The 16,173-nt window shown below is 73.1% G+C and carries 17 protein-coding genes; 4 read left to right on the top strand and 13 right to left on the bottom strand.

What is annotated here, in order from left to right; all coding sequences use genetic code 11:
• Nucleotides 1–34: 34 nt before the first annotated feature.
• Together AC3RKB_RS09360 and AC3RKB_RS09355 are read right to left on the bottom strand one after the other, a co-directional pair.
• A complete protein-coding gene (locus tag AC3RKB_RS09360) occupies nucleotides 35–1,558 on the bottom strand; it encodes an MFS transporter (protein ID WP_491435808.1) in 1,524 nt (507 codons plus the stop codon).
• Between the two features lie 88 nt (nucleotides 1,559–1,646).
• Nucleotides 1,647–2,402, bottom strand: coding sequence for an SDR family NAD(P)-dependent oxidoreductase (locus AC3RKB_RS09355; RefSeq protein WP_491435807.1), 756 nt, complete (start codon nucleotides 2,400–2,402; stop codon nucleotides 1,647–1,649).
• A gap of 126 nt (nucleotides 2,403–2,528) precedes the next feature.
• On the opposite strand from AC3RKB_RS09355, the gene AC3RKB_RS09350 reads away from it, so the two are divergent.
• Complete coding sequence (locus tag AC3RKB_RS09350) at nucleotides 2,529–2,876, top strand: cupin domain-containing protein (protein ID WP_491435806.1); 348 nt, start codon at nucleotides 2,529–2,531, stop codon at nucleotides 2,874–2,876.
• Nucleotides 2,877–3,041: 165 nt separating this feature from the next.
• Here the strand turns inward: AC3RKB_RS09350 and AC3RKB_RS09345 are convergent, their stop codons facing one another.
• From AC3RKB_RS09345 to AC3RKB_RS09305, 9 genes are all read right to left on the bottom strand, one after another.
• Nucleotides 3,042–4,256: an acetyl-CoA C-acetyltransferase gene (locus AC3RKB_RS09345; RefSeq protein WP_491435805.1), complete on the bottom strand. Its 1,215-nt coding sequence runs from the start codon at nucleotides 4,254–4,256 to the stop codon at nucleotides 3,042–3,044.
• On the bottom strand, nucleotides 4,253–4,909 hold the full coding sequence (locus tag AC3RKB_RS09340) for a CoA transferase subunit B (RefSeq protein WP_491435804.1): 657 nt from the start codon (nucleotides 4,907–4,909) through the stop codon (nucleotides 4,253–4,255). Before AC3RKB_RS09340 ends, AC3RKB_RS09345 begins: the two co-directional genes overlap by 4 nt.
• On the bottom strand, nucleotides 4,909–5,724 hold the full coding sequence (locus AC3RKB_RS09335) for a CoA transferase subunit A (RefSeq protein ID WP_491435803.1): 816 nt from the start codon (nucleotides 5,722–5,724) through the stop codon (nucleotides 4,909–4,911). Before AC3RKB_RS09335 ends, AC3RKB_RS09340 begins: the two co-directional genes overlap by 1 nt.
• Before the next feature lie 13 nt (nucleotides 5,725–5,737).
• Nucleotides 5,738–6,979 carry a bifunctional 3-oxoadipate enol-lactonase/4-carboxymuconolactone decarboxylase PcaDC gene (pcaDC, locus tag AC3RKB_RS09330; protein ID WP_491435802.1) on the bottom strand — a complete coding sequence of 414 codons (1,242 nt, stop codon included), beginning with the start codon at nucleotides 6,977–6,979 and terminating at the stop codon, nucleotides 5,738–5,740.
• Nucleotides 6,976–8,157 (bottom strand): lyase family protein, encoded by a 1,182-nt coding sequence (locus AC3RKB_RS09325; RefSeq protein WP_491435801.1) that lies wholly within the window; start codon nucleotides 8,155–8,157, stop codon nucleotides 6,976–6,978. Before AC3RKB_RS09325 ends, pcaDC begins: the two co-directional genes overlap by 4 nt.
• A 13-nt stretch (nucleotides 8,158–8,170) precedes the next feature.
• A complete protein-coding gene (gene pcaG / locus AC3RKB_RS09320) occupies nucleotides 8,171–8,830 on the bottom strand; it encodes a protocatechuate 3,4-dioxygenase subunit alpha (RefSeq protein WP_491435800.1) in 660 nt (219 codons plus the stop codon).
• A complete protein-coding gene (gene pcaH, locus AC3RKB_RS09315; protein ID WP_491435799.1) occupies nucleotides 8,823–9,620 on the bottom strand; it encodes a protocatechuate 3,4-dioxygenase subunit beta in 798 nt (265 codons plus the stop codon). The genes pcaG and pcaH overlap by 8 nt, the downstream gene beginning before the upstream one ends.
• A gap of 2 nt (nucleotides 9,621–9,622) precedes the next feature.
• On the bottom strand, nucleotides 9,623–10,816 hold the full coding sequence (locus AC3RKB_RS09310) for a 4-hydroxybenzoate 3-monooxygenase (RefSeq protein WP_491435798.1): 1,194 nt from the start codon (nucleotides 10,814–10,816) through the stop codon (nucleotides 9,623–9,625).
• Between the two features lie 91 nt (nucleotides 10,817–10,907).
• Nucleotides 10,908–11,672 carry an IclR family transcriptional regulator gene (locus tag AC3RKB_RS09305; protein ID WP_491435797.1) on the bottom strand — a complete coding sequence of 255 codons (765 nt, stop codon included), beginning with the start codon at nucleotides 11,670–11,672 and terminating at the stop codon, nucleotides 10,908–10,910.
• Nucleotides 11,673–11,843: 171 nt separating this feature from the next.
• Here AC3RKB_RS09305 and AC3RKB_RS09300 point away from each other — a divergent pair, with 171 nt between their 5' ends.
• The gene (locus tag AC3RKB_RS09300) at nucleotides 11,844–12,866 is read left to right on the top strand and encodes a VOC family protein (protein WP_491435796.1); all 1,023 of its coding nucleotides are present in this window, start codon (nucleotides 11,844–11,846) and stop codon (nucleotides 12,864–12,866) included.
• Between the two features lie 395 nt (nucleotides 12,867–13,261).
• Complete coding sequence (locus tag AC3RKB_RS09295; RefSeq protein ID WP_491435795.1) at nucleotides 13,262–13,405, top strand: hypothetical protein; 144 nt, start codon at nucleotides 13,262–13,264, stop codon at nucleotides 13,403–13,405.
• A gap of 101 nt (nucleotides 13,406–13,506) precedes the next feature.
• Here AC3RKB_RS09295 and AC3RKB_RS09290 read toward each other — a convergent pair whose 3' ends face one another.
• The gene (locus AC3RKB_RS09290; RefSeq protein ID WP_491435794.1) at nucleotides 13,507–13,824 is read right to left on the bottom strand and encodes a hypothetical protein; all 318 of its coding nucleotides are present in this window, start codon (nucleotides 13,822–13,824) and stop codon (nucleotides 13,507–13,509) included.
• A gap of 32 nt (nucleotides 13,825–13,856) precedes the next feature.
• Nucleotides 13,857–14,522: a TetR family transcriptional regulator gene (locus tag AC3RKB_RS09285; protein ID WP_491435793.1), complete on the bottom strand. Its 666-nt coding sequence runs from the start codon at nucleotides 14,520–14,522 to the stop codon at nucleotides 13,857–13,859.
• Nucleotides 14,523–14,593: 71 nt separating this feature from the next.
• On the opposite strand from AC3RKB_RS09285, the gene AC3RKB_RS09280 reads away from it, so the two are divergent.
• On the top strand, nucleotides 14,594–16,156 hold the full coding sequence (locus AC3RKB_RS09280; RefSeq protein ID WP_491436803.1) for a DHA2 family efflux MFS transporter permease subunit: 1,563 nt from the start codon (nucleotides 14,594–14,596) through the stop codon (nucleotides 16,154–16,156).
• The last annotated feature ends 17 nt before the right edge of the window (nucleotides 16,157–16,173 follow it).

Here is a 16,173-nt window from a genome sequence, read left to right as displayed (position 1 = left end):
TCGATGATGGACTCCATCACCACCGTCGATGCGTTCAGCGGCGCGGCGCACCCGCGCCGGACTCGACCACCTCAGGCGGGGTCAGCGTGTGCGACGTCGACGCGGCGGCCGCGGCGTACTCGAACTCGCCAGGCTTGCGCGTCACGTGGCGTGCCACGAGCAGGGCCAGCGCGATGCCGAGCGCGCACCAGATGCCCATCGCGATCGACGACCACGAGAATGCGTCGGCGAGCGCCGCGGCGTCGGACGCGCCGGCGGCGACCTGGCGCGAGCTCACGCCGCCGTACACCGAGGCGACGATCGCCGTCATCACGGCGGCGCCGACGTAGCGGGCCATGTTCGAGATGCCCGACGCGGCGCCGACCTCGGCCGGATCGACGCACGCCGTCGAGATCGACGAGCACGGGCCGTTCTGCAGGCTCATGCCGGCCGCGACGCCGATGAGCGGCAGCACGAACAGCGCGTAGGTCCACGACTCCTGCACGAACGCGAGCGCGGCGAACGAGACCGTCATGATGATGAAGCCGACCGCGATCGTGGTGCGCGCGCCGATCTTCCCGACGATGGGCGTGATGAGCGGCGCGAGCACGACGGCCGCCGCGGCGACCGGCAGGGTCGCGAGGCCCGCCTGGAACGCGTCCATGCCGAGCGTGGCCGGGTCCTGGAAGTACAGGCTGACGACGTACATGATCGCGTTCACGGTGCCCGAGCCGAGCAGGATCGAGAGCGTCGCGCCGACGAGGATCTTGTTGCGCAGCAGCGCGAGGTCGAGCAGGGGCGCCTTCACTCGCTTCTCCACGACGACGAAGCCGATCGCGGCGAGGATGGTGATCGCGAAGCAGCCGAGCGTGGGCAACGACACCCAGCCCCACGCGCTGCCGTTGGTGAGCGCGAAGATGAGCGGGGCGAGGATGGCGGCGATGAGCACGGTCCCCGTCCAGTCGATCGACCGCGGGCGGGTCGGGTCGCTCGATTCCTGGACCGCGGCGAGCGTGATGGGCACGCAGGCCGCCGCGATCGCCGCGTCGATCCAGAACAGGCCCTGCCAGCCGATCGTCGACGCGAGCAGGCCGCCCACCAGCGGACCGGCCGCCGCCCCGATCGCCGACGCCGCACCCCAGAGGGTCACGGCACGCAGCTGCGCCGTGCCGGTGTTCGACGCCGAGAGCAGGCTCATGCCGCAGGCGAGGATCGTCGCCCCGGCGGCGCCCTGGATGCAGCGGCCCGCGATGACGCCGAGCCCCTCCTGCGAGAGCGCGATGAACACGCACGACGCGATGAACAGGAACAGGCCGCCGAGGAAGATCTTCCGCCGGCCGAACACGTCGCCGAGCGCTCCCGACGTGACGATCACCGCGGCGCCGACGAGCGAGTAGCCCGTGACCGCCCACTGCAGCGTGTCGGTCGGGGTCCCGGTGTCCTCGGAGATCGCCGGGATCAGGATCGAGACCGCCGACGTGTTCGCATTCACCACCAGCGCCGAGACCGAGGTCGCGATCAGTGCACCCTGCGCGTACCGCTTCGAAGCCGTCGTCGCCGTGTTCGCCGAATCCCCCATGCTGGCGTTCGTAGCACGTGATCACGGCATGAGGAGTGACTTTGGTCGGTCGCCGGTCGTTCGCCTTCGGTCGCGAGTCCCGCGCCGGTCAGTCACGGTCGAGGGCCCGCGCGATCGTCAGCCCGCCGCCGTGGCCGGTGAGCCCGCCGTCGACGGCGATCTCGGCGCCCGTGACGAACGCGGCATCCGGCGAGAGCAGGTGCGCGATCACCGCCGCGACCTCCGCGGGGGTGCCGGTCCGGCCGAGCGGCGTGGACGCCAGGTTCACCTCGCGGAACACGGCCGGCGCGCTCGCGGTCATCGGCGTCTCGATGAACCCCGGGCTGACGAGGTTGACCCGGATGCCACGGGGCCCGAGTTCCATCGCCGCGGTCTTCGTGATGCCGCGCAGCGCCCACTTGCTCGCGCCGTACGCGATCCCGTAGTGCGCCATCGCGCCCGCGGCCGATCCGACGTTGACGATCGAGCCGCCTGCGCGCATCAGGGGTGCGAGGGCCTGGATGCCGAGCGCCGGTCCGGTCGCGTTGACGGCGAACGCCTGCGCGAAGTCATCGGCGGTCGCATCGTGGAGGCGGCCGCGGCGCGTGATGCCGGCGGCGTTGACGAGTCCGTCGATCGTCGACCCCTCGGCGGAGGTCCGTTCGGCGAGCCGGGCCCAGTCGCGCTGGTCGGCGACGTCGAGCACGACGCGGTCGATCCCCGACGCCGCCGGTGACGCGCCGGCCCACGCGAGGTCGGCGGCGATCACGCGGGCGGCCGCATCGGCCAGGGCCACAACCGTCGCCGCGCCGATCCCGGATGCCGCGCCGGTGACGACGTACGTCCGGCCCTCATGCGAACCCATCGGCACCCCTTCCCTGCGGTCGTCCGAGCTTCCATCGTGCCGCCCCGAAGGCGCGTGATACGTCGCATCACGGATCGCGATGCCCGCGGGCATACTGGACGCAACCGCATCCGACGGAGGACTCCCGTGGCCGACCTCACCGATCTCGCTCGCACCCACCTCGCCGCCGCGCTCGCCGACGAGCACGGCCGCAGCGCCGAGCTGATCCTCCGCGACGGGCCCATGCGCCAGACGATCATCGCGCTGCGGTCGGGCGTCGGCCTCGCCGAGCACAACTCCCCCATGGCGGCCAGCCTGCAGGTGCTGTCCGGGCGCGTCCGCGTGACCGGCCAGGACGTCGCCGAGATCCCCGCCGGCCGGCTCGACGTGCTCACCCACGACCGGCACTCGGTGCTCGCCCTCGAGGACTCCGTGTTCCTGCTCACGACCGTCACCGGGATCGAGCCCACCGGAGGGCCCGAGCGCGCACGCTGACGCGCGGGGTGCGGCAACCGCCGGGCACGCGCGCCGGACACGCGTGTTCTCAGGACTTGTGACGATCTACAGGACCGGATCGCGAGATCCGTCCTGACCTTCGCGCGGACTCCTGTAAACCAGACGCGAGCGAGCTCGAGCGAGCGAGAGCGCGAGCGCGCTGCGTCAGGCGCGGGCGAAGACCGCGGCGAGCGCCTGGCCGCCGCCGATGCACATGGTCTCGAGCGCGAGCTCGCCGTCGAGTGCCGGCAATTCGTGGGCGAGGGTCGCGAGCATGCGTATGCCGGTGGCGCCGATGGGGTGGCCGATCGAGATGCCGCTGCCCCGCGGGTTGAGCCGCGGGTCCTCGGCGTCGACGCCCCAGTCGGCGAGGCACGCGAGCACCTGCACCGCGAACGCCTCATTGAGCTCGATCACGTCGAGGTCGTCGAAGCCCAGCCCGGCCCGCGACAGCGCCAGGTTCGCCGCCGGGACGGGCGCGACGCCGAAGCGCAGCGGGTCGTTGCCCGCGACCGCCCACGAGACGAGCCGCAGCATCGGGGTGAGCCCGAGCTCGGCGGCCCGCTCGGGCGTCGTGACGATGCACACGGCGGCGGCGTCGTTCTGCCCGCTCGAGTTGCCCGCGGTCACGGTCGCGTCGGGGTCGCGGCGGCCCAGGATGGCGCGGAGCGCGCCGAGCGCCTCGAGCGACGTGTCGGCGCGGGGGTGCTCGTCGCGGGCGACCCTCACGGTGCCGCGTCGGCCCGCGACCTCGACCGGCACGAGCTCGGCGTCGAACGCGCCGGACTCCTGCGCGGCCACTGCCCGCCGGTGCGACTGCAGCGCGAACGCGTCCTGCGCCTCGCGCGAGATGCCGTACTCGGCGCGCAGCAGCTCGGCCGAGCCGACGTTGCCGTCGGGCGTCGGGAAGCGGCGGCCGCCCACGGTCTCTCGTCCGCGCGAGAGGGCGTCGTGCAGCATCAGCCCGGCACCGGTCACGCCGCGGCGGCCCTGGACCGTGTAGAGCGGCGCGTTCGACATCGACTCGACGCCGAGCGCGACGACCGCGTCGGCGACGCCGGTCTGCACCTCCATGGCCGCGTTGAGCACGGCCTGCAGGCCCGAGCCGCAGCGGCGGTCGAGCTGGTACCCGGTCGTGGTGACCGGGAAGCCGGCGTCGAGCGCGGCGACCCGACCGATCGCAGGCGCCTCCATGGTCGGGTACCCCTGGGCGGCGATGACCCCGTCGATCGCGGCCGGGTCGACACCCGTTCGTTCGAGCAGGGCGGTGAGCACGGTGGTCGCGAGCTCGAGCGCCGGCACGGTCGCCAGCGCGCCGCCCATCCGCCCGACCGGGGTGCGCAGCGGTGCGCAGACGACGACGTCGCGGAGCTCGGTCATGCGGCGCCCGCGCCGAGCCCGTCGGCGACCGTGAAGGGCGCGCCCGTGGCATCCGACACCTGCTCGACCGTGACGCCGGGAGCGAGCTCGATGAGCGCGAACCCGTCGTCGGCCACGTCGAACACCGCGAGGTCGGTGATGATCCGGTCCACGCAGCGGCGCCCGGTGAGTGGCAGGGTGCACTCCTGCACCAGCTTGGCCGAGCCGTCCTTCGCGACGTGCTCCATGACCACGATCACGCGCTCGGCGCCGTTCACGAGGTCCATGGCACCGCCCATGCCCTTGACCATCTTGCCGGGCACGGCCCAGTTGGCGATGTCGCCGTGCGCCGAGACCTGCATGGCGCCGAGCACCGCGGTCGTGATGCGCCCGCCGCGGATCATGCCGAAGCTCGCGGCGGAGTCGAAGTACGCCGCCCCGGGCAGCACCGTCACGGTCTCCTTCCCGGCGTTGATGAGCTTGGCGTCCTCCTCGCCTTCCCACGGGTAGGGGCCGACGCCGAGGATGCCGTTCTCGGAGTGCAGCACGACCTCGACGCCCTCAGGCAGGTGGTTCGGGATGAGCGTCGGCAGGCCGATGCCGAGGTTGACGTACGTGCCGTCCTCGAGCTCGCGGGCCGCGCGGGCCGCCATCTCGTCACGGGTGAGGGGCATCAGCGGGTCTCCTCGGCCTGGTCGGGGGCGGTTCCGGATGCCGCGGGCCGGGGCCGCACGGTCACCTTCTCGATGGGCAGGTCGGCGGACTGCTCGGGCGTCAGCACGATCACCCGGTCGACGTAGATCCCGGGCAGGTGGATGTCGTCGGGCCCCAGCACGCCCGGTTCGACGAGCTCGTCGACCTCGGCGATGGTCACCCGGCCGGCCATGCCCGCGAGCGGGTTGAAGTTGCGGGTGGACTTCTCGAAGCGCAGGTTGCCGTGCCGGTCGCCGACCGCGGCGCGCACCAGGCCGTAGTCGGTGCGGATGGCGCGCTCGAGCACGTACTCGCGGGTCTTCCCGAACGAGTCGAACGGGCGCAGCTCCTTCGGCTCGCTCGTGAGCGCGACCGATCCGTCGGGCGCGTAGCGCAGCGGCATCCCGCCGTCGGAGACCGCCGTGCCGGCGCCGGTCGCCGTGTAGAACGCGGGGATGCCGACGCCGCCGGCGCGCAGCCGCTCGGCGAGCGTGCCCTGCGGGGTCAGCTCGACCTCGACCTCCCCCGAGAGGTACTGGCGCGCGAACTCCCGGTTCTCGCCGATGTACGACGCGATCACCCGCCGGATGCGGCCGGCGGCGAGCAGCTCGCCGAGCCCCCACCCGTCGACGCCGCAGTTGTTCGAGACGACCTCGAGCCGGTCGACGCCGCGCGCGAGCAGTGCCCGGATGATCGTGATCGGCACGCCCGACAGGCCGAAGCCGCCGACGGCGAGCGACGCTCCCGACGGGATGTCGGCGACGGCCTCGTCGGCCGACGCAAAGGTCTTGTCCATGGGTCCTCCGGGTTCAGGGGGTCTCGTCGGGGGCAGCAGCGGTGTCGGGGGTGTCGGGGCCGGATGCCGCGGCGTCCTGCTCCGCGAAGACCGCGCGCATGATCGCGAACGCCGCATTCGAGGCGGGCAGGCCCGCGTAGAGCGCGGTGTGCAGCAGCACCTCGGCGATCTCGTCGCGCGTGAGCCCGTTGCGGAGCGCCGCGCGCACGTGCATCGCGACCTCGTTCTCGTGACCGCCCGTGGTGAGCGAGGCGAGCGTCGCGATCGAACGCTCCCGCCGCGACAAGCCGGGCCGGTCCCACACGTCGCCCCATGCGTACCGCGTGAGGAAGTCCTGGAACGCCGCCGTCTCGGCCGTCGTCGCCGAGACCGCGCGGTCGACGTGCGCGTCGCCGAGCACCTCGCGGCGCACGCGCATGCCGCGGTCGTGGGCGACGGATGCCGCGCCCGCACGTTCCGCCGCGGCGACGTGCTGCGCGATGAGCTCGGCGGCCGCGGCGGGCTCCTCGAGCACGGCGAGGTGCGACGCCCCGTCGAGCGCGACGTGCCGGCCGCCCGGGACGGCGTCGGCGAGGTCCTGCATCGAGGCGGGCGTCGTCACGGCGTCGCGCCCGCCGCTGATCGCGAGCGTCGGTGCGTCGAGCGCGCCGAGGTCGGCGGTCCGGTCGAAGTCGGCGAGCGACTCGGCGCAGCGCGCGTACGACTCGTCGTCGACGTCGACGAGCGTCGTGAGCGACGCAGCACCGGGCCCGCCGCCCTCGCGCTCGAGGAAGCCGGGTGCGAACCAGCGCGCGGCGCTCCCGGTGACGAGCGACGCGGTGCCGCTCGCGCGCACCGACGCCGCGCGCTCGTGCCATCCGTCGGGCGTGCCGATGCGCGACCCGCTGCAGCTCGTCACGAGCGAGCGGACGCGGTCTGGGTGCGCGACGGCGAGCTCGAGCGCGATCGTGCCGCCGAGCGAGACGCCCGCGACGTGGAAGGCGCCGCCGCCGGCCTCGTCGACGACGGCGAGCACGGCGTCGGCGAGCTCGCCGATGGTGAACGCGTCGCTCACGGAAGGCGAGACGCCGTGACCGGGGAGGTCGATGCGCAGGATCCGCAGGCCGGCCGTCCTCGGGTCGGCTCGGAGCCGTGCGACGACGCCGTCCCAGAGGGCGGTCGTCGTGCCGAGCGAGGGCAGCAGCACGAGCAGGGGGTTCGTCGCGGCCGGCGCGGCGCCGGGCGCGAACGAACCGAGCAGGCGGGGAACGGTCATCGGGAGCCCTCCGGTTCGGCGAGGCGGGTGAAGCGGGCGACGGCGCGGTCGACGATGCGATCGGATGCCGCGGCGAGCACGTCGACGTCGGGACGCGTGCCGGCCGGCCCGGCGTCGCCGAGGATCGAGGCAGCGCGCTGCGCGTCGAACTCGAGCCCCGCGACCAGGCGCGCGGCGGCGCCGGACGCGGACCGGGCGAGCCGCACGAGCCGGCGCAGCGCCGACCACTCCGCGTGCCAGCGCCCCGCCGACCGCTCGTCGCCCGCGACCGCGGCGCTCGCGACGACCTGCAGCAGGCCGGGCGCCTCGACCGCGGCGGCCGTGACCAGCACGGCGTCGACGGGGTTCTGCTTGTGCGGCATGGCCGACGATCCGCCGCCGCCGGCGAGGCGGACCTCGCCGACCTCCTCGCGCGAGAGGAACGTCGCGTCGCCCGCGATCCGGCCGAGCGCGGCGACGACCGTGGCGGCAGCGGCGGCCACCGCGAGCACGGGCGTGCGTTCGGTGTGCCAGGCGCGTCCGGGGTCGGCGAGCCCGAGCCGCGAGGCGAGGCCGGCGCGGACGTCGTCCGCGGCACCGGGTCGACCGGCCGCGACATCCGCTGCCGCACCCGTGCCGACGGCCCCGCCGAACTGCACGGGGAAGGAGAGCCCGTCGAGCGCCCCGATCGCCGAGCTCACGCCGTCGAGCCAGCCCGCGGCGAGCACGCCGAGCGTCGAGGCCTCGCCGTGCCGCGCGATCGACCGCGCGATCCTCGGGCTCTGCCGGGCGGCGTGCGCGAGCCCGGCCAGCCGTCGGCCCGCCTCGATGAGCGAGCCGCGCACGGCGCCGAGCGCGTCGCGCGCGACGAGCATGAGCGCCGTGTCGACGATGTCCTGGCTCGTCGCGCCGAGGTGCAGCCGATCGGCGGGCAGGCCCGCCGCCTCGAGCTGCGCGCGCAGCAGCGGCACGAGCGCGACGACCGGCACCCCGTCGCGCGCCACGCCGTCGCGCAGCGCGTCACGGTCGAGCCCCGCGGCATCGAGCGCATCGGCCTGCGGATCGAGGAACTCGTCGAGCTCCTCCGCCCAGACGCGCAGCAGCGCGCGCTCCACCTCGACCATCGCGGCGAGCACCGCGTCGTCGTCGGTGCCGGACGCGTCGCTCGCGCCCGGATCGATGAGTCCCCAGTCGGTCATCGCTCCATCCTGCTCAGACCTCGGTGCCGTAGTCGAGGAACACGGTCTCGTTCTCGCCCTGCAGCCGGATGTCGAACCGGTACGAGCGCGGCGCATCGGGCTCGGCGATGAGCGTGCCGCGGCGGCCAGCGTCGACGCGCGCGAGCAGCGGATCGGCGGCGTTGGCCGCGGCCTCGTCGCCGAAGTAGGCACGCGTGAACAGATGCTGGGTCACGCCGCGCGCGAAGACCGTGACGAGCAGGTACGGCGCCGAGCCCTCGCGCGTCGCGCCGGGCTTGATCGTCGTGAACGAGTAGTGGCCGGCACGATCGACCGCCGCGCGTCCGAAGCCCGCGAACCCGTGCTGGTCGCGGTCGAACGAGCCGCGCTCCGTGGAGGGCCGGCCCGAGGCATCCGCCCCCCAGATCTCGACGAACGCGTCGGGGATCGGGTCGCCCGCGCCGTCGTACACGAAGCCGTGCAGCCGCACCGCATCGGGCAGCCACGGCGCCCGCACGTCGGGGCCGCCCGCGTACGGCAGCGCGTAGCCGAAGAACGGGCCGACGGTCTGCGACGGGGTCTGCGCGAGCGGACCGCTGTGGGCGCCGGGATGCGCGTGTGCGCCGGGCAGGTCGTCGGCGTCGAACGCCTCGTCGTCGAAGTCGGGCGCGCTCGCGCGGGTGGTCTCAGGCATGGTCGGCGTCCTCCGGCTCCATCCAGGTCGACTTCGGGCCGGTCAGCACGACGTCCCACCGGTAGCCGATCGCCCATTCGGGCTCGCTCACGTCGTGGTCGTACGTCGCGACGAGGCGCTCGCGCGCCGCCGGGTCGACGATCGACTGGTAGATCGGGTCGAGCGCGAACAGCGGGTCGCCCGGGAAGTACATCTGCGTGATCAGCCGCTGCGTGAACGCGCTGCCGAAGAACGAGAAGTGGATGTGCGCCGGACGCCACGCGTTGCGGTGGTTCTTCCACGGGTAGGCGCCGGGCTTGATCGTCGTGAGCCGGTACGAGCCGTCGTCGCCGGTGATGACGCGGCCGACGCCCGTGAAGTTCGGGTCGAGCGGCGCCGGGTGCTGGTCGCGCTTGTGCACGTACCGGCCGGAGGCGTTCGCCTGCCAGATCTCGATGAGCTGGTTGCGCACGGGGCGGCCGTCGCCGTCGAGGATCCGGCCGGTCACGATGATCCGCTCGCCGAGCGGCTCTCCCGCGTGCTGGATCGTCATGTCGGCCTCCTCGGCCGCGACGTCGGTGTGGCCGAAGGCCGGCGAGACGAGCTCGATCTCCTCGGGGTCGGCGCGCACGAGTTCGTGGGTCGGATGGCGCAGCACGGTCGAGCGGTACGGTGCGAAGTCGCGGCGGGGGTGCGCCGCGAGCGGGCGACCGGCGGATGCCGCGGCATCCGTCTCGCTTCGGTGGCGTTCGGCGATCTCGTCGCTGATGGCCTGCTGCCCGAGCTCGGGCTGGGGTGCGGGTCGTTGCATGGTCACTCCGTGGTGAAGGGAAGGCCGGCGTACTGCTCGGCGAGGCTCTGGCGCGCGGCGTGCGAACCGGTGACGTACTCGAGCTGGCCGACCTGGCTGCGGTAGCGGAAGCCGCGCGCCGAGGCATCCGGAACCTCGTGGTGCACGTGCAGCATCTCGGTCATCCACTGCGAGAAGTGCTGCACCTTCCACTGGCGGGCGAGGGCGCGGTCGCTGTAGCGCTGCAGGCCGGTGTCGTCGCCGGCGCGGTGGTCCAGGATGGCGCGGGCCAGCAGCGCCACGTCGGCGATCGCCGAGTTCAGGCCCTTCGCGCCGGTCGGCGGCACGATGTGGCCGGCGTCGCCCGCGAGGAACATGCGGCCGTGCTGCATGGTCGAGACGACGAAGCTGCGCATGGGCGTGATCGACTTCTCGGTGATCGTGCCCTCCTGCAGCTGCCAGCCGTCGACGCCGAGCCGGGTCTGCAGGGCGTCCCAGATGCGGGCGTCGCTCCAGTCGTCGATCGACTCGTCAGGGCCGACCTGCACGTAGAGGCGCGACACCTCGAGCGAGCGCATCGAGTGCATGCCGAAGCCGTCGCGGTGCAGCGCGTAGATGAGGTCATCGGTCGAGGGCGGCACGTCGGCGAGGATGCCGAGCCAGCCGAAGGGGTACGAGCGCTCGAACACCTCGATCCCGCCGTCGGGGATGCTGCGGCGGCACACGCCGTGGTAGCCGTCGGCGCCGACGACGAAGTCGCATTCGAGCTCCTCGGTGACGCCGTCCTTCGTGTAGATGACCGTCGGCCGCTTGCCGGTCACGCCGACCGGCTCGACGTCCTTCGCCTCGAACACGACGTCCGAGCCGATGCGGTCATGCTCGGCGAGCAGGTGCCTCACGAGGGCCTGCTGGCCGTAGACCGTCACGGTGCGGCCCACGAGGTCGACGAAGTCGATGTGGTGACGCTGGCCCTCGTACTGCAGGTAGATGCCGTGGTGGGTGAGGCCGCGCTCGCGCAGGTCGGCGTCGAGGCCGTGCTCGGCGAGGAGGTCGACCGAGCCCTGCTCGAGCACGCCGGCGCGGATGCGGCCGAGTACGTGCTCGCGGGTCTGCGCCTCGAGGATGGTGAACGGCACCCCGGCCTGGGCCAGGAGGTGCCCGAGCATCAGGCCGGCCGGGCCGGCGCCGATGATCGCCACGGAGGTGGACTTTCGCACGGTTGCGCCTCTCACGTCGTCGGGAAGTGACGTGACGAGCATGCGCCTCAGCGGATGCCGCGCGGCGCGCGCTTCCACTCAGCGGAAGAACTCATTCGCCCGGCGCGCGGTAGCCGAGCGCCGACGAGATGCCGCGCGCCGCCATCCGCACGCCCAGTGCGAACTGCGGCTCGCCGACCCGCTCGACGTGCGCGATCACCGACACCGCCGCCACCACCTCGCCCGTGGCATCTCGCACCGGCGCCGCCACCGAGAACGCGCCGCGCGTGAGCTCCTCGACGGAGGTCGACAGGCCGAACGAGCGGATCTCGGCGAGGCGCCGACGGAGGTCGCGCTCCGCCGTGAGGGTGTTCGGCAGGTACTTCCTGGGCTCCGACGCGATCACCTCGTCGAACACCTCGGTCGGCGCGTGCGCGAGCAGCACGAGCCCGACGCCGGTGGCGTGCAGCGGCAGGCGCGAGCCGACGTCCGAGATCACCGGCACCGCGCCCGGACCCGACAGCCGCTCCAAGTAGACCGCGCCGAGCCCGTCCCGCACCGCGAGGTGCACGTGCTCGCCGGTCGACTCGAGCAGGTCGTCGAGGTAGGGCACCGCGATGCGCCGCAGCCGCAGCGCGGTCGGCTGGCGCACGCCCAGCCGCCAGAGCCGCATGCCCACGCGGTACCGACCGTCGTCGCCGCGGATGAGCCCGCCCCACTCGACCCACTCGCGGACGAGGCGGTGCGCCGTCGAGAGCGGCAGGCGCGCCCGCGAGGCGATCTCGCTGAGGCTCAGGTCCTCGCGGCCGGCGAACGCGTCGGCGATCGCGAAGAGCTTCTCCGCCACCGAACGCGAGTCCGCGCCGCCTCCCGACATGCGCACATGCTAGCCGCCGCGACATACGCCGCACCGTCATCGACGCGAGCGATGCCCGGCATCAAGAGATTCGGCTTCCCTGATACCCGGCGAGCGCCGACAGTGGAAACGTGCCCGAGGGCACCCGAACCACGCGGTCGTCATCACCGCACCCCGACTGAAGGATCGACGATGATCAAACTCCTCTCCCACCTCTCTTACCTCGAGATCGCGGCGCCCGACGTCGAGGCCTCCGTCCGCTTCTACGAGGAGCAGGTCGGGCTTCGGGTCCAGTCGCGCGCGAACGGCAAGGTCTACCTGCGTTCCTGGGGCGACTACTACAACTACTCGCTCGTGATCGCCGAGGGCCCGGAGCCCGCGCTGAACATCATGGCGTGGCGCACCTCGAGCCCCGAGGCGCTCGACGAGGCCGCGAAGCGCATCGAAGCCGCCGGCGTCACCGGCGAGTGGATCGCCGACGGCCACGGCCACGGCCGCTCGTACCGCTTCACCGGCCCCTGGGGTCACACCATGGAGCTGTTCTGGGACGTCGAGAAGTACGTCGCACCCGAGGAGTTCCGCTCGGTCTTCCCCGACCGCCCCGAGAAGCGCACGCAGCACGCCGTCGGCCCGCGCCAGCTCGACCACGTCACGGTCGCGGCATCCGATGTGCGCGCCTTCACCGAGTGGTACCGCGACGTGCTCGGGTTCCGCATCATGGCCTACACGACCCTGGACGACTACCCCGTGACGGTCTTCGGCGTGATCACCACGAACGAGAAGTCGCACGACCTCGGCGTCGTGCTCGACAGCTCCGACCGCGGCGGCCGCGTGAACCACTTCGCGTTCTGGGTCGACTCGCGCGAGGAGCTGCTCCAGGCCGCCGACGTGCTCATGGAGCGCGGCACCCACATCGAGTACGGCCCGTCGATCCACGGCGTCGGCGAGCAGAGCTTCCTCTACTTCCGCGACCCGAGCGGCATGCGCATCGAGTGGAACACCGGCGGCTACCGCAACTACGTGCCCGACTGGGAGCCCGGCGAGTGGAAGCCGTCCACCGGCTCGAACAACCTCTACCGCAACGGCGCGATGCCGATGTCGATGACCGAGTCGTTCCCGCCCGACCCGGGCAAGCCCACCGCGACCGAGGAGGGCATCGTCCCCGGCACCGAGGAGGCGATCCTCAACCCCTACGCCGTGCAGGGACGCGGCTGAGACGTGCACGGTCCGACCGGAGTCCTCCCGGTCGGGCCGGGCGCAGAGGTGGTACGACGGATGCCGCAGGTGTGGAGCCTGCGGCATCCGTCGTTCCATGCGCGGGAGGCCGACGAGACGGCGCCCCTGAACCTGAGAGAAGCTCTCGGGACCTTCGAGTATTCTTCACGTGTCGAGAAACAGGTTGACCGGTTCGCCCCGAGCCGGATAGCCTGCGACAGCGCCGGTCCACCCCCACCCGGCGCCCGCCCCCAACCCGCCCCCGTCACCCACGGAGGGATCCCCAGCCGCCCCCAGCGGCCATACCCCCATGAACACCCCACCGCGACCCCGTGTCGCGGTACCGGACGGCGCGCCCGAACGCGTCTCCGCGACTCACACGATCGGAGATCGAGATGCAACTCCTCGAACTCGCCGAATGCCGGCACTGCGGACACGACGACACCGAGCACCTCGGTGCCTGCCGCACGGACATCTTCGCCGGCGGCGCCTGGGCGAAGTGCGACTGCGCGTCGTTCGTCACGCCCGAGGCGGCCTAGCCGCCGACCCCGCCGCCCGAGGCGGCGGATCCGGAGCGCCGGGGCGCCGACAGGCCCCCGGCGCTTCGGAACGCCCACGCCGGATCGGGGCGGCCCGGACCTCACGCCAGGGCGAGCGCCCCGAGGAACGCGAGGTACGAGACGAGGCTCGCGATGCCGACCGCGTCCTTCGCGCGCTTCGGCGCATCGGCCGCGACGAGCACGCCGAGCACCGAGAGCAGCGCCCACGCGGCCGGGTGCCCGTACCGGATGGGGAACGACGGCAGCCCCGTCGTCGTGTCGGCCTCGCCCGGCACCACGACCAGCCACAGCACGGTCATGGCCGCCGCGAACACCGCGCCCGCGATGCCGAGCACCCTGCGGTTCCTGTGGAACCACGCCTTCGCGCCGCCGCTCGCAGCGCCCGTCCCGTCCGTCATGTCGGCTCCTCCCCCGTGGACCCGCCCCGCGGTCACTGCGACGAGCGTATCGGCGGCGGCCCCTCCAGCAATTGCGCGGCGTACGCGGTGACGCCGCGCCGCAGCTCGAGGTAGATCTCGCGGACGTCGGCGGCCGGGTCCTCCTCGGCCCGCCGTGCCCACTCGTCGAACGCGATCCGCACGGTCGTGCCGACCATCGACACGAGCGCCTGGGCGGTCAACGCGTCGGACGCACCGCCGGTGGCCGCCACCGCGGCATCCGTCAGCGTCTGCACGTGCTCGGCGTCGCGCCGCAGCGCGATGGCGAGCACCGTCGGCTCGGCACCGACCAGGCGGCGCGTGCGCAGGAAGCGGTCGCGGGCGACGTCGTCGTGCATGAAGTCGTCGACGAGGCGCAGCCACGCGACCTCCATCGCGGTCACGACCGGCGCGCCCGACCGGATGGCCGCGAGCGCCTCCCGCATGACGGCCTCGAACTGCTCGTCGTCGACGAAGACCGCGTCCTCCTTGGTGGGGAAGTAGCGGAAGAACGTGCGCGGCGACACCCCCGCGGCCTCGGCGATGTCGTCGACGGTCGTGCCGGCGACGCCGCGTCGCTCGAACAGCACGAGCGCCGCGTCGGAGATCTGCCGCAGCGTCTCGCGACGGCGGCGTTCGCGGAGCCCGAGTGGCACGTCGGCCGTGTCGTCCGCAGTCATGCGTGAATCATACAGTTCGTGTCGAACTGGCAGTGTCTGCCATAATGGCACGCACAGACTCCGCCGGCTCGATGGTGCGCCGCGCCCGCATCGACTCCGAAGGAGCCCCCGTGACCGTCGCCGAGACGCGCCAGGCGCCCGCGCCATCCGCCACCGCCATCGCCCCCAGCGGCACCGACGCGACCGCCCCGCGCGTGGGGCCCGTCATCGCGCTGCTCGTGGCCTCCGCGTTCGTGGTCATCCTCAACGAGACGATCATGAGCGTCGCCCTGCCGCGCCTGATGGCCGACCTCGACATCACCGCCGCGACCGCGCAGTGGCTCACCACCGGCTTCATGCTCACCATGGCCGTCGTGATCCCGCTCACCGGCTGGATGCTCGAGCGGTTCACCCTCCGCGCCGTGTTCTTCACCGCGATGGGCCTCTTCACCGCCGGCACCCTCATCGCCGCGCTCGCGCCCGGCTTCGAGGTGCTCCTCGCCGGCCGGGTCGTGCAGGCCGCGGGCACTGCGATCATGATGCCGCTGCTGTTCACGACCGTGCTCAACGTGGTGGCGCCGTCGCATCGCGGCCGCATGATGGGCGTCATCACGATCGTGATCGCGGTGGCCCCGGCCATCGGTCCGACCGTCTCGGGCATCATCCTCTCGGCGCTCGACTGGCGGTGGATGTTCTGGATCGTGCTGCCGATCGCCGTCCTCGCGATCGCGCTCGGCGCCATCTGGGTGCGCAACGTGACCGTGCCGCAGAAGGTGCGCTTCGACGTGCTCTCGGTCGTGCTCTCGGTGTTCGCGTTCGGCGGGCTCATCTACGGCCTCAGCAGCATCGGCGAGGCCGCGGCCGGCCACGCGCCGATCCCGGTGTGGATCCCGATCGTCGTCGGCGCCGTGGCGCTCGCGGGGTTCGTGTTCCGACAGCTGCGCCTCCAGCGCGACGACCGGGCGCTGCTCGACCTGCGCACGTTCCGCTCCCGCGCGTTCTCGCTCGCCGTGGTGCTCGTCGTCGTCGCGATGGCCGCGATGTTCGGCACGCTCGTGCTGCTGCCGATCTACCTGCAGCAGGTGCTCGGGCTCACGACCCTCGAGACGGGCCTCATGCTGCTGCCGGGCGGCGTGCTCATGGGCGCCATCGCCCCGGTCGTCGGCTCGCTGTTCGACCGGCTCGGCCCGCGCCCGCTCGTGATCCCGGGCATGATCGTGGCGGCCGCCGCACTGTGGGGCATGGCCACCTTCGACGAGTCGAGCGCGGTCGGCTGGATCATCGCGGTGCACCTCGCCCTGAACCTCGGCCTCGGGTTCGTGTTCACGCCGCTGCTCACGTCGGCGCTCGGCTCGCTGCCGCGCCCGCTGTACCCGCACGGCAGCGCGATCGTCGGCACCGTGCAGCAGCTCGCCGGCGCGGCGGGCACGGCCCTGTTCATCACGGTGATGTCGATCGTGGCGGCCTCCGCCGGATCGGCGGGCGGTGACCTGACGGGCGCGCTGGGCGCGGGCATCCACGCCGCGTTCCTGACCGGCGCGATCATCGCGCTCGGCGCAGTGGTGCTGTCCTTCTTCGTGACGAACCCGGCGGCGGATGGCGCGGCCGGCGCCTCCGCGGATGCCGCCGCCGGCGCGGCGATCCCCGTGCACTGAGGGGCCCCCGCGCGCCC

Source organism: Agromyces capsici (assembly GCF_058349965.1).
Note: the sequence above shows the minus strand (reverse complement) of the source record. Positions and strands in the feature narration are given on the sequence as shown.